General features: G+C 61.9%; 13 protein-coding genes and 4 tRNA genes. All 17 read right to left on the bottom strand.

Translation table 11 applies throughout. From position 1 onward, the window contains the following. Window positions 1–33: 33 nt before the first annotated feature. Window positions 34–2136, bottom strand: coding sequence for an elongation factor G (fusA, locus tag JYG37_RS03650; protein ID WP_044849034.1), 2103 nt, complete (start codon window positions 2134–2136; stop codon window positions 34–36). Between the two features lie 123 nt (window positions 2137–2259). Beyond that, window positions 2260–2730 (bottom strand): 30S ribosomal protein S7, encoded by a 471-nt coding sequence (gene rpsG / locus JYG37_RS03645; protein WP_006477195.1) that lies wholly within the window; start codon window positions 2728–2730, stop codon window positions 2260–2262. A gap of 172 nt (window positions 2731–2902) precedes the next feature. After that, window positions 2903–3283, bottom strand: a complete 381-nt coding sequence (gene rpsL, locus JYG37_RS03640; protein WP_006400662.1) for a 30S ribosomal protein S12 — start codon at window positions 3281–3283, stop codon at window positions 2903–2905. 226 nt (window positions 3284–3509) lie between these two features. Continuing rightward, a complete protein-coding gene (recQ, locus tag JYG37_RS03635) occupies window positions 3510–5357 on the bottom strand; it encodes a DNA helicase RecQ (protein WP_050013168.1) in 1848 nt (615 codons plus the stop codon). Window positions 5358–5634: 277 nt separating this feature from the next. After that, window positions 5635–9876, bottom strand: a complete 4242-nt coding sequence (rpoC, locus tag JYG37_RS03630) for a DNA-directed RNA polymerase subunit beta' (protein WP_050013169.1) — start codon at window positions 9874–9876, stop codon at window positions 5635–5637. Between the two features lie 21 nt (window positions 9877–9897). Further along, complete coding sequence (gene rpoB, locus JYG37_RS03625) at window positions 9898–14004, bottom strand: DNA-directed RNA polymerase subunit beta (protein ID WP_050013170.1); 4107 nt, start codon at window positions 14002–14004, stop codon at window positions 9898–9900. A gap of 381 nt (window positions 14005–14385) precedes the next feature. Further along, complete coding sequence (rplL, locus tag JYG37_RS03620) at window positions 14386–14760, bottom strand: 50S ribosomal protein L7/L12 (RefSeq protein WP_006477198.1); 375 nt, start codon at window positions 14758–14760, stop codon at window positions 14386–14388. Window positions 14761–14823: 63 nt separating this feature from the next. Then, window positions 14824–15321 carry a 50S ribosomal protein L10 gene (gene rplJ, locus JYG37_RS03615; RefSeq protein WP_011546647.1) on the bottom strand — a complete coding sequence of 166 codons (498 nt, stop codon included), beginning with the start codon at window positions 15319–15321 and terminating at the stop codon, window positions 14824–14826. A 308-nt stretch (window positions 15322–15629) separates the two neighbouring features. Then, on the bottom strand, window positions 15630–16328 hold the full coding sequence (gene rplA / locus JYG37_RS03610) for a 50S ribosomal protein L1 (RefSeq protein WP_006482906.1): 699 nt from the start codon (window positions 16326–16328) through the stop codon (window positions 15630–15632). Beyond that, on the bottom strand, window positions 16329–16760 hold the full coding sequence (rplK, locus tag JYG37_RS03605) for a 50S ribosomal protein L11 (RefSeq protein WP_006477201.1): 432 nt from the start codon (window positions 16758–16760) through the stop codon (window positions 16329–16331). A gap of 141 nt (window positions 16761–16901) precedes the next feature. After that, on the bottom strand, window positions 16902–17459 hold the full coding sequence (gene nusG, locus JYG37_RS03600; RefSeq protein ID WP_006400672.1) for a transcription termination/antitermination protein NusG: 558 nt from the start codon (window positions 17457–17459) through the stop codon (window positions 16902–16904). Between the two features lies 1 nt (window position 17460). Further along, window positions 17461–17841, bottom strand: a complete 381-nt coding sequence (secE, locus tag JYG37_RS03595; protein ID WP_006482892.1) for a preprotein translocase subunit SecE — start codon at window positions 17839–17841, stop codon at window positions 17461–17463. 42 nt (window positions 17842–17883) lie between these two features. Next, window positions 17884–17959 (bottom strand) — tRNA-Trp (locus JYG37_RS03590). A 59-nt stretch (window positions 17960–18018) separates the two neighbouring features. Beyond that, on the bottom strand, window positions 18019–19209 hold the full coding sequence (gene tuf / locus JYG37_RS03585; protein WP_011350666.1) for an elongation factor Tu: 1191 nt from the start codon (window positions 19207–19209) through the stop codon (window positions 18019–18021). A 66-nt stretch (window positions 19210–19275) separates the two neighbouring features. Then, a tRNA-Thr gene (locus JYG37_RS03580) sits at window positions 19276–19350 on the bottom strand. Window positions 19351–19372: 22 nt separating this feature from the next. Then, a tRNA-Gly gene (locus JYG37_RS03575) sits at window positions 19373–19446 on the bottom strand. A 43-nt stretch (window positions 19447–19489) separates the two neighbouring features. Then, a tRNA-Tyr gene (locus tag JYG37_RS03570) sits at window positions 19490–19575 on the bottom strand. Window positions 19576–20477 lie beyond the last annotated feature (902 nt).

Here is a 20477-nt window from a genome sequence, read left to right as displayed (position 1 = left end):
TCTTTCAAAAATTATCGGTTGGTAGCTGCAGATTTACTTCGACTTCGCGCTGATGATCGCTTCGGCAACGTTGCGCGGAGCTTCAGCGTAGTGCTTGAACTCCATCGTGTACGTTGCACGACCTTGCGTCAGCGAACGCAGCGACGTCGAGTAACCGAACATTTCCGACAGCGGCACTTCGGCGCGCACGATCTTGCCGCCGCCGACCATGTCTTCCATGCCCTGGACGATACCGCGACGGCCCGACAGGTCGCCCATCACGTTGCCCATGTAGTCTTCCGGCGTCTCGACTTCGACAGCCATCATCGGCTCGAGGACGACCGGGTTCGCCTTGCGCATCGCTTCCTTGAACGCCATCGAACCGGCCATGCGGAACGCGTTTTCGTTCGAGTCAACGTCGTGGTACGAACCGAACGTCAGGTGAACCTTCACGTCGACGACCGGGAAGCCAGCCAGCACGCCCGACTTCAGCGTGTCCTGGATACCCTTGTCGACCGCCGGGATGTATTCGCGCGGAATCACACCACCCTTGATCTCGTCGAAGAACTCGTAGCCCTTGCCTTGTTCGTTCGGCTCGAGGGTGATGACCGCGTGACCGTACTGGCCGCGACCACCCGACTGCTTGACGAACTTGCCGTCGACATCCTTCGCCGTCGAACGGATCGTTTCGCGGTACGCAACCTGCGGCTTGCCGACGGTCGCTTCCACGCCGAATTCACGCTTCATCCGGTCGACCAGAATTTCGAGGTGGAGCTCGCCCATGCCCGAAATGATGGTCTGGCCCGACTCTTCGTCGGTCTGCACGCGGAACGACGGGTCTTCCTGAGCCAGACGGTTCAGCGCGAGGCCCATCTTTTCCTGGTCGGCCTTGGTCTTCGGCTCGACTGCCTGCGAAATCACCGGCTCCGGGAACACCATGCGTTCGAGAACGATCGGGTTCGCCGGGTCGCACAGCGTGTCGCCCGTGGTCGCTTCCTTCAGGCCGACCGCTGCGGCGATGTCGCCTGCGCGGACTTCCTTGATTTCTTCACGCTGGTTCGCGTGCATCTGCAGAATACGGCCGAGGCGTTCCTTCTTGCCCTTGGTCGAGTTCAGCAGCGTGTCGCCCGAATTGACGACGCCCGAGTACACACGGAAGAAGATCAGTTGGCCGACGAACGGGTCGGTCATGATCTTGAACGCGAGCGACGAGAACTTCTCTTCGTCCGACGCCTTGCGCTCGGCTTCTTCGCCGTTTTCGAGTTCGCCCTTGACCGGCGGGATGTCGACCGGCGACGGCAGGAAGTCGATCACGGCGTCGAGCATACGCTGCACGCCCTTGTTCTTGAACGCGGTACCGCACAGCATCGGCTGGATTTCGCATGCGATCGTACGATCACGCAGCGCCTTGACGATGTCGGCTTCCGGCAGATCGCCTTCTTCCAGGTACTTGTTCATCAGGTCTTCGCTGGCTTCGGCAGCCACTTCGACCATCTTTTCGCGCCATTCCTTGCAGGTTTCCGCGAGCTCGGCCGGGATGTCGACGTAGTCGAACTTCGTGCCTTGCGACGCTTCGTCCCAAATGATCGCCTTCATCTTGATCAGGTCGACCACGCCCTTGAAGTTTTCTTCCGAGCCGATCGGCACCACGACCGGAACCGGGTTCGCCTTCAGGCGCAGACGGAGCTGGTCGTAGACCTTGAAGAAGTTCGCGCCGGTACGGTCCATCTTGTTGACGAACGCGAGACGCGGCACCTTGTACTTGTTCGCCTGGCGCCACACCGTTTCCGACTGCGGCTGCACGCCGCCCACTGCGCAGTACACCATGCACGCGCCGTCGAGCACGCGCATCGAGCGCTCCACTTCGATCGTGAAGTCGACGTGGCCCGGGGTGTCGATGATGTTGATGCGGTGTTCCGGATAGTTGCCGCCCATGCCCTTCCAGAAGGCCGTGGTAGCAGCGGACGTGATCGTGATGCCACGTTCCTGTTCCTGCTCCATCCAGTCCATCGTGGCTGCGCCGTCGTGGACTTCACCGATCTTGTGGTTCACACCGGTGTAAAACAGAATGCGCTCGGTCGTCGTCGTTTTGCCGGCGTCGATGTGAGCGCTAATACCGATATTGCGGTAGCGCTCGATAGGAGTCTTGCGAGCCACTTTGATCCTCTACTGGGATGACGTGATGCAGCCCTGCCGCATCACGCCTCAACACAAACGGGCGAGGCGCCTGAAAAGCGCACCCGCCCGGAATTTATTTCCGCAAACAGCCCAGCCAGGCGCTTAGAAACGGAAATGCGAGAACGCGCGGTTGGCTTCTGCCATGCGGTGAACTTCGTCGCGCTTCTTCATCGCGCCGCCACGGCCTTCGGCCGCCTCGGAGAGTTCACCTGCCAGGCGCAGGGCCATCGACTTCTCGCTGCGCTTCTTCGCAGCCTCACGCAGCCAGCGCATCGCCAATGCCATACGACGCGACGGGCGCACTTCGACCGGAACTTGATAGTTGGCACCACCAACGCGACGGCTCTTCACTTCGACCACCGGCTTCACGTTGTTGAGCGCAACCGTGAACACTTCCAGCGGGTCCTTGCCACCCTTGGTCTGGATTTGTTCGAATGCGCCATAAACGATGCGCTCTGCGACCGACTTCTTGCCGGACAGCATCAGCATGTTCATGAACTTGGCAACATCAACGTTACCGAACTTCGGATCCGGCAACACTTCCCGCTTGGGGACTTCGCGACGACGCGGCATGATTCTTCCTTTACTTGTTCAGTTGGAGCTGGATTCAGCTCCGCGGCCACCAACAAACCCGATCACATCTTCACGACTAACCAGCTTGGCCGGGTGACCACTTACTCGACAGCACCGGCAATCCGGCACTCCCGCCTTGACCGCCCTGCGGCGATCCCTGATCAAAAACTGCTTACTTGGCAGCCTTTGCACGCTTCGCGCCGTACTTCGAACGCGCTTGCTTACGGTCCTTGACGCCCTGGGTATCCAGCGAGCCGCGAACCATGTGGTAACGCACACCCGGCAAGTCCTTCACACGGCCGCCGCGGATCAGCACAACCGAGTGTTCCTGCAGGTTGTGGCCTTCACCGCCGATGTACGAAATCACTTCGAAGCCGTTCGTCAGACGAACCTTGGCGACCTTACGGAGTGCCGAGTTAGGCTTCTTCGGCGTCGTCGTGTACACACGGGTGCACACGCCGCGACGCTGGGGGCAGTCCTGCAGGGCCGGGCTCTTGCTCTTCGTCGTTTCCGACTGACGGCCTTTGCGAACCAGTTGGTTGATGGTTGGCATTGTTTATTCCTGAAATTGAACAAAATCTGCACGCCGATTTCGGGCAAAGCGAGAATCGACGCACAGTTGACTTCCGAACCGGCGAATCGGGTGCGAACTGTCGAACGCGACTCGGCCCACCGAATACCGGAACCCAGCATGATATTCCGGAAATGCCAACTAAGTCAACGGCTTGCGTGATTTGCCGGCCGAGCGCGCGGTTTGCAGCAGGGGTCGGAACGCTGTGTCAGGCCGATTCGACGACGTCGATGATCTCGTCGCCGAAGCGCTCGAGCTTGCGCACGCCCATGCCGGGGATGTGGCGCAGGTCCTCGATCGTCTCCGGCGCGTTGCGCGCGATTTCGGCGAGCGTCGCGTCGTGGAAGATCACGTAGGCCGGCACGCCGTCCGTCTTTGCGGTTTCCGCGCGCCAGGCGCGCAGCGCGTCCCACCGTGCGCGCTCGCGGGCGCCCATGCCGGCCGTCGGGTCGACGCGCGTGCCGCTGCGGCTCGACGACTGGCGCGTGCGCTGCGGCTTCACGTAGCGGCGCAGCGTGACCTTTTCCTCGTTCTTCAGCACCGGCTTCGCGGCCTCGGTGAGCACCAGCGCGCCGAAGCCGCCATGATCGACGGCCAGGTAGCCGTACGCGACCAGTTGCCGGAAAATCGCGCGCCACTCGGGCTCGGAGAGCGCCGCGCCGATCCCGAACGTGCTCAACTGGTCATGGCCGCGCTGCAGCACCTTCTCCGTGCGGCCGCCGCGCAGGATCTCGATCAGATGGCTCGCGCCGAAGTTGAAGCCGCTTGCACGCTGCGCGCGGAACACGCACGACAGCGCCATCTGCGCCTCGCGCGTCGCGTCCCAGGAATCGGGCGGCTCGAGGCACGTGTCGCAGTTGCCGCACGGCTGGCTCGCCTCGCCGAAGTAGTTCAGCAGCCGGACGCGGCGGCACGAGATCGTCTCGCACAGCCCAAGCAGCGCGTCGAGCTTCGACGTCTGCACGCGCTTGTGCGCGTCGTCCGCGTCCGACTCGTCGATCATCTTGCGCTGCTGGACGACGTCGCCGAGGCCATACGCCATCCACGCGTTCGCGGGCATCCCGTCGCGGCCCGCGCGGCCGGTCTCCTGGTAGTAGCCTTCGACGCTCTTCGGCAAATCGAGGTGCGCGACGAAGCGTACGTCGGGCTTGTCGATGCCCATGCCGAACGCGATCGTCGCGCACATCACGATGCCTTCCTCGCGCTGGAACATTTCCTGGTGTTTCTGCCGCACCTCGAACTCCATGCCCGCGTGATACGGCAGCGCGCGCACGCCCTGCGCCTTCAGCCATTCGGCTGTTTCCTCGACCTTGCGGCGCGACAGGCAATAGACGACGCCGGCGTCCGTCGTGCCGTCGGCATTCGTGTGCTCGGCGCGGATGAAGTCGAGCAGCTGCGAACGCGCGTTGTCCTTCTCGACGATCCGGTAGCGGATGTTCGGGCGGTCGAAGCTCGACACGAACACGCGCGCGTCGTCGAGCGCGAGACGATGGATGATTTCGTCGCGCGTGATCGCATCGGCAGTGGCGGTCAGCGCGATGCGCGGCACCGACGGGAAGCGCTCGTGCAGCACCGACAGCTGAATGTATTCCGGGCGGAAATCGTGCCCCCATTGCGACACGCAGTGCGCTTCGTCGATCGCGAACAGGCCGATCTTCGCGCGCTCGAGCAGCTCGAGGAAGCGCCCGGTCATCAACCGCTCCGGCGCGACGTACAGCAGATCGATGTCGCCCTCGCGCAGCGCGCGCTCGGTGGCCGCCGCCTCGGCGCCCGACAGCGTCGAATTCAGGTAGGCCGCACGCACGCCGACTTCGCTCAACGCGGCGACCTGGTCCTGCATCAGTGCGATCAGCGGCGACACGACGATGCCGGCGCCCTGCCCAGCCTCGCGGCGCAGCAGCGCGGGGATCTGGTAGCACAGCGACTTGCCGCCGCCGGTCGGCATCAGCACGAGACAATCGCCGCCGCCGGCGACGTGCTCGACGATCTCGCCCTGCTGGCCGCGAAAGGCGGAGTAACCAAAGACTTCGTCGAGTATTTCGAGGGCGCGGGACATGAATGAGACCAGGGACGGCTAAACGATGACCGCAATTTTAACAACCCGCTCGCGCGACGCGTGGCGAATCGCACGATGTTGGCCATTCGGTCAGGGTTCGTTCGCGTGCATCACGGGCCTGTCGCGGTCATACCGAAGGCGATCGCGGGGCAAGCGCCGGCGCGGCACAGGCACGTCATGCGCGTGAACGAAGGATGAAAAAAAACCGCCCGGCAGAACCGGGCGGTTTCGGTGACAGCGATGATAGCAAGGCAACGCGGCTTGCGCCGCGCCGCGCTTACTCGGCTGCTGGGTGTTGCGGCTCTTCCGCCGGCGCGCTCGGCGTGCCGAAGTCGAATGCCTCTTCCGCTGCGATCTGGTCGAAACGCTCGCGATCCGACGATTCCTTCGCCTTGCGTGCCTTGTGGAACGCGAGACCCGTACCGGCCGGAATCAGACGGCCGACGATCACGTTTTCCTTCAGGCCGCGCAGATCGTCGCGCTTGCCCATGATCGCCGCTTCGGTCAGCACGCGGGTCGTTTCCTGGAACGATGCCGCGGAGATGAACGAGTCGGTCGACAGCGATGCCTTCGTGATACCGAGCAGCACGTTGTCGTACGAAGCCGGACGCTTGCCCTCGGCGATCATGCGATCGTTCTCGTCCAGCATGTCGGAACGCTCGACCTGTTCGCCCGGGATGAAGCGCGTATCGCCGTTGTCGGTGATCTGCACACGACGCAGCATCTGGCGAACGATCACCTCGATGTGCTTGTCGTTGATCTTCACGCCCTGCAGACGGTACACGTCCTGCACTTCGTCGACGATGTAGCGCGACAGCGCCTCGATACCCTGCAGACGCAGGATGTCGTGCGGATCGGCCGGACCGTCCACGATCATTTCGCCCTTGTTGACGACCTGGGCATCGTGAACCAGAACCTGCTTTTCCTTCGCGATCAGGAACTCGTGCTGGTTGCCCTCGAGGTCCGTGATGACGAGACGCTGCTTGCCCTTCGTGTCCTTGCCGAACGACGTCGTACCGGTGACTTCCGCGAGAATGCCGGCATCCTTCGGCGAACGCGCTTCGAACAGTTCCGCCACCCGCGGCAGACCGCCGGTAATGTCACGCGTCTTCTGCGCTTCCGTCGGGATACGTGCGAGCACTTCACCGACCTGCACCTGCTGGCCATCCTTCACGGTGATCAGCGCGCCGACCTGGAAGCCGATCTGCACTGCGTGCTCCGTGCCCGGAATCTTCACTTCCTCGCCGTTCGCGTCGAGCAGCTTCACCTGCGGACGCACGCTCTTCGAAGCCTGCGAACCGCGGCGCTTCACGTCGATCACGACCAGCGTCGACAGGCCGGTCACGTCGTCGATCTGCTTCGCGACGGTCACGCCTTCCTCGACGTTCTCGAACTTCACCGTACCACCGTACTCGGTGATGATCGGACGCGTCAGCGGATCCCACGTGGCGAGCTGCGTGCCGGCCTTGATCGTCGCGCCGTCGAGCTGCAGCAGCGTCGCGCCGTACGGCACTTTGTGACGCTCGCGCTCGCGACCGAAGTCGTCGGTGATCATCGCTTCGCCCGAACGGGAAATGACGATCTGCTCGCCCTTCGCGTTCGTGACGTAGCGCATCGTCGCCGTGAAGCGAACGATACCGTTGCTCTTCGCTTCGACCGACGAAGCCACTGCCGCACGCGATGCCGCGCCACCGATGTGGAACGTACGCATCGTCAGCTGCGTGCCCGGTTCGCCGATCGACTGCGCCGCGATCACGCCGACCGCTTCGCCGACGTTCACGAGCGAGCCGCGGCCGAGGTCGCGACCGTAGCAGGCTGCGCACAAGCCGTAACGCGTCTCGCAGGTCAGCGGCGTGCGCACGCGCACTTCGTCGATGCCGAGGCGTTCGATTTCCTCGACCGCCGTTTCGTCGAGCAGCGTGCCCGATTCATACAGCGTTTCCTGCGTTTCCGGGTTCACGACGTCCGCGACCGCGACGCGGCCGAGGATACGGTCGCGCAGCGCTTCGACGACTTCACCACCTTCGACCAGCGCCTTCATCGCCACGCCGTTCGACGTGCCGCAATCGTCTTCCACCACGACCAGATCCTGCGTGACGTCGACCAGACGACGTGTCAGGTAACCCGAGTTCGCGGTCTTCAGTGCCGTATCAGCCAGACCCTTACGTGCACCGTGGGTCGAGATGAAGTACTGCAACACGTTCAGACCTTCGCGGAAGTTCGCGGTAATCGGCGTCTCGATAATCGAGCCGTCCGGCTTCGCCATCAGGCCACGCATACCGGCCAGCTGACGAATCTGAACCGCCGAACCCCGGGCGCCCGAGTCGGCCATCATGTAGATCGAGTTGAACGACTCCTGGCGCGTCTCGTTGCCGTCGCGGTCCGTCACCGGCTCCGTCGACAGCTGCTCCATCATCGCCTTGCCGACCGCTTCCGACGTTGCCGACCAGATGTCGACCACGTTGTTGTAGCGTTCCTGCGCGGTGACGAGACCCGACATGTACTGGCGGTCGTACTCCTTCACCTTCTTCGCGGCGTCGCCGACGATCGTTTCCTTCTGCGGCGGCACGAGCATGTCGTCCACGCAGATCGAGATGCCGGCACGCGTCGCGAGACGGAAACCCGACTGCATCAGCTGGTCGGCGAACACGACCGTCGCACGCAGACCGCACTTGCGGAACGCCGTGTTGATCAGGCGCGAGATTTCCTTCTTCTTCAGCGGCTTGTTCAGCACCGAGAACGGCAGGCCGTGCGGCAGGATCTCCGACAGGATCGCGCGACCGACGGTCGTCGCGTACAGCGTGATCTTCGGCACGAACGGCGGCGCGCCTTCGGACGTGTCTTCGTTGTGGACCATTTCGGTGATCCGCACGTTGACGCGCGAGGCCAGCTCGACTTCCTTGTTCTCGTACGCGCGAATGACTTCCGACACGCCCGTGAACGACAGGCCTTCGCCCTTGCCGTTGACCGCTTCGCGGGTCGCGTAGTACAGACCCAGCACGATATCCTGCGACGGCACGATCGACGGATCGCCGTTGGCCGGGAACAGCACGTTGTTCGACGCCAGCATCAGCGTGCGCGCTTCCATCTGCGCTTCGAGCGACAGCGGCACGTGAACGGCCATCTGGTCACCGTCGAAGTCGGCGTTGAACGCCGCGCAGACGAGCGGGTGCAGCTGGATCGCCTTGCCTTCGATCAGGACCGGCTCGAACGCCTGGATACCGAGACGGTGCAGCGTCGGCGCACGGTTCAGCATCACCGGGTGCTCGCGGATCACCTCTTCGAGGATGTCCCACACCACCGGCGTCTGGTTCTCGACTTCCTTCTTCGCAGCCTTGATGGTCGTGGCAACGCCCATCACTTCCAGCTTGTTGAAGATGAACGGCTTGAACAGTTCGAGCGCCATCAGCTTCGGCAGACCGCACTGGTGCAGCTTCAGCGTCGGGCCGACCACGATGACCGAACGGCCCGAGTAGTCGACGCGCTTGCCCAGCAGGTTCTGACGGAAACGACCGCCCTTGCCCTTGATCATGTCGGCGAGCGACTTCAGCGGACGCTTGTTCGCGCCCGTCATCGCCTTGCCGCGACGACCGTTGTCGAGCAGCGAGTCGACGGCTTCCTGCAGCATCCGCTTTTCGTTGCGGACGATGATTTCAGGCGCCTTCAGCTCGAGCAGACGCTTCAACCGGTTGTTACGGTTGATCACGCGGCGATACAAGTCGTTCAGGTCCGACGTCGCGAAACGGCCGCCGTCCAGCGGCACCAGCGGACGCAGTTCCGGCGGCAGCACCGGCAGCACTTCGAGGATCATCCACTCGGGCTTGATGCCCGAACGCTGGAATGCCTCGAGGACCTTCAGGCGCTTCGCGTACTTCTTGATCTTCGCTTCCGAGCCAGTGTTCTTCAGCTCGGTGCGCAGCGTCTCGACCTGCTCGTCGATATTGATCGCGCGCAGCAGTTCACGCACGCCTTCCGCGCCCATTTCGGCACGGAATTCGTCGCCGTATTCCTCGACCTTGTTGTAGTAATCCTCTTCGGTCATGATCTGCCGCGCCTTCAGCGGCGTCATGCCCGGTTCGATCACCACGTACGCTTCGAAGTACAGCACGCGTTCGATGTCGCGCAGCGTCATGTCGAGCACCATGCCCAGACGCGACGGCAGCGACTTCAGGAACCAGATGTGCGCGACCGGCGAGGCCAGTTCGATGTGGCCCATCCGTTCGCGACGCACCTTCGCCAGCGTCACTTCGACGCCGCACTTCTCGCAGATCACGCCGCGGTGCTTCAGGCGCTTGTACTTGCCGCACAGGCACTCGTAGTCCTTGATCGGCCCGAAGATCTTCGCGCAGAACAGACCATCGCGTTCCGGCTTGAACGTACGGTAGTTGATGGTCTCCGGCTTCTTCACTTCGCCGAACGACCACGAACGGATCTTGTCGGGCGAGGCCAGACCGATCTTGATCGCGTCGAAAACTTCTTCCTGTTGGACTTGCTTGAATAGATCGAGCAGAGCTTTCATTGCTTTCTCTCCGTAGTCCGATTAATTGCGGTCGAGATCGATATCGATACCGAGCGAGCGGATTTCCTTCACGAGCACGTTGAAGGATTCCGGCATGCCTGCATCGATCACGTGATCGCCCTTGACGAGGTTTTCGTACACCTTCGTCCGGCCGGTCACGTCGTCCGACTTCACCGTCAGCATTTCCTGCAGCACGTAGGACGCGCCGTACGCTTCGAGCGCCCACACTTCCATTTCACCGAAGCGCTGGCCACCGAACTGCGCCTTACCACCCAGCGGCTGCTGCGTGACGAGCGAGTACGGGCCGGTCGAACGCGCGTGCATCTTGTCGTCGACCAAGTGGTGCAGCTTCAGGTAGTGCATGTAGCCGAGCGTCACGCGACGTTCGAACATTTCACCCGTGCGGCCGTCGTACAGGCGGACCTGGTTCTTCGACGGGTTCATGCCGAGCTGTTCGGCGATGTCGTCCGGGAACGCGAGGTCGAGCATCTTGCCCATTTCTTCCTCGGTCGCACCGTCGAACACCGGCGTCGCGAACGGCACGCCTTCGCGCAGGTTCTTCGCGAGTTCGAGGATCTCGTCGTCGGTGAAGCTTTCCAGATCTTCCTGGCGGCCCGACTCGTTGTAGATCTTCGTCAGGAACACGCGCAGTTCCTCGATCTTCGCCTGACGCTGCAGCATTTCGCCGATACGCCAGCCGAGGCCCTTCGCAGCCCAGCCGAGGTGCACTTCCAGAACCTGACCCACGTTCATCCGCGACGGCACGCCGAGCGGGTTCAGCACGACGTCTGCCGGACGACCGTCGGCCATGTACGGCATGTCTTCGATCGGGACGATCTTCGACACGACACCCTTGTTACCGTGACGGCCTGCCATCTTGTCGCCAGGCTGCAGACGGCGCTTCACCGCGAGGTACACCTTGACCATCTTCAGCACGCCCGGCGGCAGTTCGTCGCCTTGCGTGAGCTTCTTGCGCTTCTCTTCGAACGCGAGGTCGAACTGGTGACGCTTCTCTTCGATCGAGTTCTTGATCGCTTCGAGCGATGCCGCTGCTTCGTCGTCCGCGAGGCGGATGTCGAACCAGTGGTAGTGGTCGAGATCTTCCAGGTAAGCCTGGTCGATCTTCGTGCCCTTCGCGAGCTTCTTCGGACCGCCGTTCGCGACCTTGCCCACGAGCATGCGCGCGAGACGCTGGAACGCGTCGCCTTCCACGATGCGCAGCTGGTCGTTCAGGTCGAGACGGTAGCGCTTCAGTTCGTCGTCGATGATCTGTTGCGCACGCTTGTCGCGCTGGATGCCTTCACGCGTGAACACCTGGACGTCGATCACGGTGCCGCTCATGCCCGACGGCACGCGCAGCGACGTGTCCTTCACGTCCGAAGCCTTCTCGCCGAAGATCGCGCGCAGCAGCTTCTCTTCCGGCGTCAGCTGGGTCTCGCCCTTCGGCGTGACCTTGCCGACCAGCACGTCGCCCGCTTCGACTTCCGCACCGATGTACACGATGCCCGATTCGTCGAGACGGCCGAGCTGGACTTCCGCCAGGTTCGAGATGTCGCGCGTGATTTCTTCCGGCCCGAGCTTCGTGTCGCGTGCAACGACGTTCAGCTCTTCGATGTGGATCGACGTGTAGCGATCGTCCGCGACCACCTTCTCCGAGATCAGGATCGAATCCTCGAAGTTGTAGCCGTTCCACGGCATGAACGCGATCAGCATGTTCTGGCCGAGCGCGAGCTCGCCCAGGTCCGTCGACGCGCCGTCGGCCAGCACGTCGCCGCGCGAGACCTTGTCGCCCATCTTCACGATCGGACGCTGGTTGATGTTCGTGTTCTGGTTCGAACGCGTGTACTTGATCAGGTTGTAGATGTCGACACCGACTTCACCTGCGACCGCTTCGTCGTCATTCACGCGAATCACGATACGGCCTGCGTCGACGTAGTCGACCACACCGCCGCGGAACGCCTGGACCGTCGTACCCGAGTCGACCGCGCAGGTGCGCTCGATGCCCGTACCGACGACCGGCTTTTCCGGACGCAGACACGGCACGGCCTGACGCTGCATGTTCGAACCCATCAGCGCACGGTTCGCGTCATCGTGCTCGAGGAACGGGATCAGCGACGCTGCCACCGACACGATCTGCGACGGCGCGACGTCCATGTACTGGATACGGTCCGGCGTGACCATCATCGTCTCGCCGGCTTCGCGCGACGACACGAGTTCGTCGATCAGCTGGCCGTTCTCGTCGATCGCGGCGTTCGCCTGGGCGATCATGTAGCGGCCTTCCTCGATCGCCGACAGGTAGTCGATCTGGTCGGTCACCTTGCTGTCCACGACCTTGCGGTACGGCGTCTCGAGGAAGCCGTACTCGTTCAGGTGCGCGTACAGTGCGAGCGAGTTGATCAGGCCGATGTTCGGACCTTCCGGCGTTTCGATCGGGCACACGCGGCCGTAGTGGGTCGGGTGCACGTCGCGGACTTCGAAGCCTGCGCGCTCGCGCGTCAGACCGCCCGGGCCCAGTGCGGAAACACGGCGCTTGTGCGTGATTTCCGACAGCGGGTTGGTCTGGTCCATGAACTGCGACAGCTGCGACGAACCGAAGAACTCGCGGATCGCCGACGAAATCGGCTTCGAGTTGATCAGGTCGTGCGGCATCAGGTTTTCGCTTTCGGCCTGGCCGAGGCGTTCCTTGACCGCGCGCTCGACACGCACGAGACCCGCGCGGAACTGGTTTTCCGCCAGTTCGCCGACGCAACGCACGCGACGGTTGCCGAGGTGGTCGATGTCGTCCACTTCGCCCTTGCCGTTGCGCAGCTCGACGAGGATCTTGATCGTCGCGAGGATGTCGTCGTCCTGCAGCGTCATCGGGCCGACGATCTCGTCACGGCCGACGCGGCGGTTGAACTTCATACGGCCGACCTTCGACAGGTCGTACGCTTCTTCGCTGTAGAACAGACGGTTGAACAGCGCCTCGACCGCTTCTTCGGTCGGCGGCTCGCCCGGACGCATCATGCGGTAGATCGCGATGCGCGCGGCCGTCTTGTCGGTCGTTTCGTCGACACGCAGCGTCGACGAGATGTACGGACCCTGGTCCAGATCGTTCGTGTAGAGCGTCTGGATGTCCTTGATGCCCGCTTCGCGCAGCTTCTCGAGCACGCTTTCCGTGACTTCGTCGTTCGCGCTCGCGATCACTTCGCCGGTGTCGCCGTCGACGACGTTCTTCGCCAGCACGCGGCCGAGCAGATAGTCTTCCGGCACCGAGATGAACTTGGTCTTCGCGGCTTCGAGGTCGCGAATGTGCTTCGCGTTGATCCGCTTGTCCTTCTGGACGATGACCTTGCCGTCGCGATCCGTGATGTCGAAACGCGCGACTTCACCACGCAGGCGCTCGGGCACGAACTCGAGTTGCGCGCCTTCGTCCATCAGCGTGAAGTTGTCGAACACGAAGAAGTTCGCGAGGATCTGTTCCGGCGTCAGGCCGATGGCCTTCAGCAGGATCGTGACCGGCATCTTGCGGCGACGGTCGACGCGGAAGTACAGGATGTCCTTCGGATCGAATTCGAAGTCGAGCCACGAGCCGCGGTACGGAATGATCCGTGCCGAGAACAGCAGCTTGCCCGAGCTGTGCGTCTTGCCCTTGTCGTGTTCGAAGAACACGCCCGGCGAACGGTGCAGCTGCGAGACGATGACACGCTCGGTGCCGTTGATGACGAACGAGCCCGTCGGCGTCATGAGCGGAATTTCGCCCATGTACACTTCCTGCTCCTTCACTTCCTTGACGACCGGCTTGTTCGGCGATTCCTTGTCGAGGATGACGAGGCGGACCTTCGCGCGCAGCGCGGAGCAGTACGTCAGGCCACGCTGCTGGCATTCCTTGATGTTGAATGCCGGCGAGGACAGCGCATAGCTCACGAACTCGAGGCGCGCGAAACCGTTGTGCGAAACAATGGGAAATACCGATGTGAACGCGGCCTGCAAACCCTCAGGCTTACGTTGCGTCGCGGGCACATCGGCTTGCAGAAACGTGCTGAATGATTCAAGCTGGGTAGCCAGCAAGAACGGAACTTGGTGAACGATGGGGCGCTTCGCGAAACTCTTGCGAATGCGCTTCTTCTCGGTGAAGGAATATTGCATACGATCTCCGAATCACGGCGGGTGCTATCGAGGCGGAATACCTGGACGTTTCAAACCCGAGTGTTCACCGACTGAGACCCGATGGCCGTTCGACGGCTTGAACGAGCCGAGAAGCTTGGTGGTTGGCCGCTACCAACCGCTGGCTGACGGCAGCGGATGCCTGTGTTGCCCGCTACCCGACCAAACTTGCCTTCTGCAGTCGCTTCAGAAGACAAAGAGAACCGCCAATCGTGAGTGATCCATCACAACGATCAGGCGGTTTTCTTTGGCTTCTGGGGCCGATTATTCGGGCTCCCGAATGAGTGCCAGAATAACGACCCCACAAAGCACAAAAAGGCCGGCGGTGAAAATACCGCCAGCCTTCGCACAGCGCGCCGAAACTTACTTGACTTCGACCTTCGCGCCAGCTTCTTCCAGCTTCTTCTTGGCTTCTTCAGCAGCAGCCTTGTCGACGCCTTCCTTGACGGGCTTCGGTGCACCGTCAACCAGATCCTTCGCTTCCTTCAGGCCCAGGCCCGTCAGTTCGCGAACGGCCTTGATGACCGAAACCTTGTTGGCGCCGGCTTCAGCCAGGACGACCGTGAATTCGGTCTTCTCTTCTGCTGCAGCAGCTGCGCCGCCGCCTGCCGGGCCAGCGACTGCCACTGCAGCTGCCGACACGCCAAACTTCTCTTCGAACGCCTTGACCAGTTCGTTCAGTTCCAGAACGGTCATCCCTTCGACTGCTGCCAGGATGTCTTCTTTTGCGATTGCCATTTGAAATACTCCTAAATTGAATTCGGATACAGCCAGCGATCAGTAACGCTGATGCACGTTCGCTTACGCAGCTTCCGCTTGCTTCTTCTCGGCCAGCGCGGCGAGAGCACGCGCGAAGCCCGAAACAGGCGATTGCATAACGAACAGCAGCTTCGAGAGCAGTTCTTCGCGGCTCGGGATGCTTGCCAGCGCTTGCACGCCAGCCTTGTCCATCACCTTGCCATCGAACGAACCAGCCTTGATGACCAACTTTTCATTGCTCTTGCTGAAGTCGTTGACGACCTTGGCAGCAGCAATGGCATCTTCCGAGATGCCGTAGATCAGGGGACCAGTCATCTGCTCTGCCAGCGGAGCAAAAGGCGTACCTTCGACGGCGCGACGCGCCAGCGTGTTCTTCAACACGCGCAGGTAAACCTGTTGCTCACGCGCTTTCGCGCGCAGCTTGGTCAGATCGCCAACCGCAATTCCACGATACTCAGCCAGCACAACGGTCTGGGCCTTCGCGACTTGCGCGGAAACCTCAGCGACGACGGCTTGCTTGTCTTCTCTATTAAGCGGCACGGTTAGCCTCCAGAAACGATACGTTCGGCGTGGCCGGTATGGCCGAAACCTCACGTACCTCGTTCAACAACGGCGTCCGACCTCGTTAGGAGTATTTCCACCTCACGCCGCGAATCGCTTCGCGGCCTGCGGCTTCACCACTGCAAAACTTTTTCGGGTTCGCCATCTGCGTTGGCTTGAATTAAGGGATCGCCTGCCTGCTGCGCCCCACCAACGGTCTTTGATAACCGGTTGTTCGCCCTGCTGCACGAACAACCGCCCAAAGCCCATGTAGGCCGCCTCGCGAACGAAGCGGCCCGAATACTTGCTTACTGCGCTGCCAGCGTAGCCTGGTCGACGCGCACGCCGACGCCCATCGTGCTCGACAGTGCGATCTTGCGCAGGTACACGCCCTTGCTCGTTGCCGGCTTCGCCTTCTGCAGCGCTTCGATCAGCGCCGACAGGTTCGAACGCAGCGCGGTCGGCTCGAACGATGCACGGCCGATGGTCGCGTGGATGATACCGGCCTTGTCGACACGGAATTGCACCTGACCAGCCTTCGCGTTCTTGACGGCGGTTGCGACGTCCGGCGTGACCGTACCGACCTTCGGGTTCGGCATCAAGCCGCGCGGGCCGAGGATCTGGCCGAGCGTACCGACGATACGCATCGTGTCCGGCGAAGCGATCACGATGTCGAAGTCCATCTGGCCAGCCTTGATCTGCTCAGCCAGGTCTTCCATACCGACGATTTCCGCGCCTGCTGCACGTGCCTGCTCGGCCTTTTCGCCTTGCGCGAACACGGCAACGCGAACCGACTTGCCCGTACCTGCCGGCAGAACGACCGAACCACGAACGACCTGGTCCGACTTCTTCGCATCGATGCCGAGCTGGACTGCGACGTCGATCGACTCGTCGAACTTCGCGCTCGCGCATTCCTTCACGAGGCTCAGTGCGTCTTCGATCGCGTACAGCTTCTGACGGTCGACCTTGGCGGCAAATGCCTGACGGCGCTTGGAGATCTTAGCCATTTACACGCCCTCCACAGTGATACCCATCGAGCGTGCGCTACCAGCGATGGTGCGAACGGCTGCGTCCAGATCAGCTGCCGTAAGGTCCGGCATCTTGGTCTTCGCGATTTCTTCGGCTTGAGCGCGCGTGATCGAACCGACCTTGTCGGTGTGCGGCTTGCTCGAGCCCTTGTCCACCTTCGCCGCCTTCTTGATCAGGACGGTTGCCGGCGGCGTCTTCATCACGAACGTGAAGCTCTTGTCAGCGAATGCCGTGATGACCACCGGCACCGGCAGACCCGGCTCCATGCCTTGAGTCTGCGCGTTGAACGCCTTGCAGAACTCCATGATGTTCAGGCCGCGCTGGCCCAGTGCCGGACCGACCGGCGGCGACGGGTTGGCTTTACCTGCAGGGATCTGCAGCTTGATAAAGCCGATAATCTTCTTTGCCATTTGAAACCTCATTGGAACGCCGGAGAAGGCGTTCGGTGAGTGATAACGCGCGTTCGCCGCTGGCTACTGACGCTCCTCAACGGCCATGACGCGGGCCGTAAGCGCGAAGGTGGGCAGCCGAGGCTGCCCACCGAATCGGGGTCAAACTTTTTCGACCTGGCCGAATTCGAGTTCGACCGGGGTGGATCGACCAAAGATGGTGACCGACACGCGTACACGCGATTTTTCGTAGTTGACTTCTTCGACGGTGCCATTGAAGTCCGTGAACGGGCCTTCCTTGACACGCACCATCTCGCCGACTTCGAACAGGGTTTTCGGGCGCGGCTTTTCGACGCCTTCCTGCATCTGCGACATGATCTTCTCGACTTCCTTCGGGGAAATCGGGGTCGGGCGGTTACGCGCACCGCCGACGAAACCGGTGACCTTCGCGGTGTTCTTCACGAGGTGCCACGTTTCGTCCGTCATTTCCATTTCCACCAGCACGTAGCCGGGGAAGAAACGACGCTCGGTCACAGCCTTGTGGCCGCCTTTGACTTCGACCACTTCTTCGGTCGGGACCAGGATCTGACCGAATTTGTCCTGCATGCCAGCACGTTCAATGCGCTCCTGAAGCGCACGTTGCACGCTCTTCTCCATACCGGAGTAGGCGTGCACGACGTACCAACGCTTTCCGCTCGGGGATGCCGGAGTATCGCTCATATCATTTCCAACCCAGAATCGCCGAGAAAATCACCCATTCGATCGATTTGTCGCTCAACCAGAGGAAAATCGCCATCACGAGCACGAAACCGAACACGACGAGTGTGGTTTGCGTTGCTTCCTTACGGGTGGGCCATACGACCTTCCGGACTTCCTTGTACGAATCCTTGGCAAACGCGATGAGGCTCTTGCCAGGGGCGGACATCAGCCCGACGGCCACGCCGGCGATGATACCTACCGCCAACGCGGCACCGCGGACATACCACTGCTGATTGGCCAGCCAGAAGAAGCCCACGAATCCGGCCAACACCAGCAATACGCCCAGGGCCAGCATCAGCTTATCGCCGGAGGTATTTACAGTTTCGACGGATGGATTCGCCATAACACCTTAAAACAAATGCCACGTGGGACACGTGGCGATTTTTGGCAGGGGCAGAGGGAATCGAACCCCCAACCTTCGGTTTTGGAGACCGACGCTCTGCCAGTTGAGCTATACCCCTAAACCATGCTGGGGCCGGCTGACGCCAGCCCCAAAACTGTCGATCAACGAATAACTGGCTTACTCGATGATCTTGGCGACGACGCCGGCGCCGACGGTGCGGCCGCCTTCGCGGATCGCGAAGCGCAGACCTTCTTCCATCGCGATCGGAGCGATCAGCTTCACCGTGATCGACACGTTGTCGCCCGGCATCACCATTTCCTTGTCCTTCGGCAGCTCGATCGAGCCCGTCACGTCCGTCGTACGGAAGTAGAACTGCGGACGGTAGTTGTTGAAGAACGGCGTGTGACGGCCGCCTTCGTCCTTGCTCAGCACGTACACTTCAGCCGTGAAGTGCGTGTGCGGCGTGATCGAACCCGGCTTCGCCAGAACCTGGCCGCGCTCCACGTCTTCACGCTTCGTGCCGCGCAGCAGGATACCGACGTTGTCGCCTGCCTGACCTTGGTCCAGCAGCTTGCGGAACATTTCAACGCCCGTGCAGGTCGTCTTCACCGTCGGCTTGATACCGACGATTTCGATTTCCTCGCCGACCTTCACGATGCCGCGCTCGACGCGACCCGTCACCACCGTACCGCGGCCCGAGATCGAGAACACGTCTTCCACCGGCATCAGAAACGCGCCGTCAACTGCACGCTCCGGCGTCGGGATGTACGTGTCCAGCGCGTCGGCCAGGCTCATGATCGCCACTTCGCCCAGCTCGCCCGTGTCGCCTTCCAGCGCCAGCTTTGCCGAACCCTTCACGATCGGCGTGTCGTCGCCCGGGAAGTCGTACTTCGACAGGAGCTCGCGAACTTCCATCTCGACCAGCTCGAGCAGTTCCGCGTCGTCCACCATGTCGCACTTGTTCAGGAACACGATGATGTACGGAACGCCAACCTGACGCGCCAGCAGGATGTGCTCACGCGTTTGCGGCATCGGGCCGTCTGCTGCCGAGCAAACCAGGATCGCGCCGTCCATCTGCGCTGCGCCCGTGATCATGTTCTTCACATAGTCAGCGTGGCCCGGGCAGTCGACGTGTGCGTAGTGGCGGTTAGCCGTTTCGTACTCGACGTGTGCCGTGTTGATCGTGATGCCGCGCGCCTTTTCTTCCGGTGCCGCGTCGATCTGGTCGTACGCCTTCGCTTCGCCGCCGAACTTCTTCGTCAGAACCGTCGTGATCGCTGCCGTCAGCGTCGTCTTGCCGTGGTCAACGTGACCAATCGTACCAACGTTCACGTGCGGCTTGGTCCGCTCAAATTTACCCTTGGCCATTTTCGACTCCCAGAAGGAATTTCACAGGTTGCGCCGCGCGCAAACAAGACACTGACTTTTTACTGCTGGTGCCCATGGGCAGGATCGAACTGCCGACCTCTCCCTTACCAAGGGAGTGCTCTACCACTGAGCCACATGGGCGCTACGCTTCAACTTAGCGGTCTGGAGCGGGTGAAGGGAATCGAACCCTCGTCGTAAGCTTGGAAGGCTTCTGCTCTACCATTGAGCTACACCCGCACGGGCCACTAACGATTCCTTGCCGCTCACTGCGCTGATATCTTGGTGGAGGAGGTTGGATTCGAACCAACGTAGGCGTAAGCCAACAGATTTACAGTCTGCCCCCTTTAGCCACTCGGGCACCCCTCCGTAGAGAACTGACGATTATGGGGGTGCATCGCACTCCTGTCAAGCATATCTGGAAGATTATTTTCACTCTCTTCCCGACTTCCGCTTCCCACCGATCCCCGCTCTCGCCCGGCTAAGGCAAGCGCGAGATGTTGCCGACCGGCGCCACATCTTCGTCAGACTCCGCCTTCAACGCCGATCTGCATCTGCGCTAAAAACGAAAGACCGCCATCATACGATCTCTTTCGCATAATGCCAAGCGGGTAGACACAAAATTTCGGCAAATTTCGTGCCGGGCGGGTTTGGTGAGCCGGCTGTGGTCGCTCGCGGGAGGGTTGGTGGTGCTTCCGGCGCGCAATCGCAGTCCGGCAGCCGGTGCCGCGGACCGCCTGGTGGTCATTTGCCGCGGGCGCCGTGTACGGGCGGGCGTCCTTCTCGCGGTTGCAGCGCGTCAGCCCCATCACCGAATTCGGCCACAGTCGTGTTCGACGGCCTCATGGGAACGCACGATACTCGTCTGGAGTCGCTCTCCCACACCGGCACAAGGCTCCATGCGCCCGCTTGCTCTGTAACGACATTCTTCGTGGTTGCAGCTGCCCCTGCCACGCTGCGGCAGGGGCCCGGCGCCACACGCGGCCGATCGGGAAGATCCGACTGCAGGCCTAGCTGATGGCTTCTCCGCGGAGCCCGGGAGGGATGCTCGGCGCCTGGGGCGCATCAGCAGTTGAAGACCGCACTCGAAGCCGAGTGCGCGGGTTGGGCGCCCATCGGGTAGCGCGCGCACAACGGATGAATCGGCACGCACTGGTCCGACGATGTCCCCGAGGATAAATCCTGGCGATTCTGCGGGCCCTGCGATGCTTACAGCCGCTACTCGGCGACGACGTGCGTGGAGGTCCAACCGTCCCCATAACCTTCCCGCC

This window comes from Burkholderia sp. LAS2 (assembly GCF_018417615.1).
Lineage (GTDB): Bacteria > Pseudomonadota > Gammaproteobacteria > Burkholderiales > Burkholderiaceae > Burkholderia > Burkholderia sola.
This window is presented reverse-complemented; position numbering and strand designations above follow the sequence as displayed.

What these genes read in the sequence shown, in the direction of transcription:
- rpsG (WP_006477195.1), bottom strand. Translation starts at nt 2,730, where the DNA reads ATGCCGCGTCGTCGCGAAGTCCCCAAGCGGGAAGTGTTGCCGGATCCG.
- rpsL (WP_006400662.1), bottom strand. Translation starts at nt 3,283, where the DNA reads ATGCCAACCATCAACCAACTGGTTCGCAAAGGCCGTCAGTCGGAAACG.
- recQ (WP_050013168.1), bottom strand. Translation starts at nt 5,357, where the DNA reads ATGTCCCGCGCCCTCGAAATACTCGACGAAGTCTTTGGTTACTCCGCC.
- rpoC (WP_050013169.1), bottom strand. Translation starts at nt 9,876, where the DNA reads ATGAAAGCTCTGCTCGATCTATTCAAGCAAGTCCAACAGGAAGAAGTT.
- rpoB (WP_050013170.1), bottom strand. Translation starts at nt 14,004, where the DNA reads ATGCAATATTCCTTCACCGAGAAGAAGCGCATTCGCAAGAGTTTCGCG.
- rplL (WP_006477198.1), bottom strand. Translation starts at nt 14,760, where the DNA reads ATGGCAATCGCAAAAGAAGACATCCTGGCAGCAGTCGAAGGGATGACC.
- rplA (WP_006482906.1), bottom strand. Translation starts at nt 16,328, where the DNA reads ATGGCTAAGATCTCCAAGCGCCGTCAGGCATTTGCCGCCAAGGTCGAC.
- rplK (WP_006477201.1), bottom strand. Translation starts at nt 16,760, where the DNA reads ATGGCAAAGAAGATTATCGGCTTTATCAAGCTGCAGATCCCTGCAGGT.
- nusG (WP_006400672.1), bottom strand. Translation starts at nt 17,459, where the DNA reads ATGAGCGATACTCCGGCATCCCCGAGCGGAAAGCGTTGGTACGTCGTG.
- secE (WP_006482892.1), bottom strand. Translation starts at nt 17,841, where the DNA reads ATGGCGAATCCATCCGTCGAAACTGTAAATACCTCCGGCGATAAGCTG.
- tuf (WP_011350666.1), bottom strand. Translation starts at nt 19,209, where the DNA reads ATGGCCAAGGGTAAATTTGAGCGGACCAAGCCGCACGTGAACGTTGGT.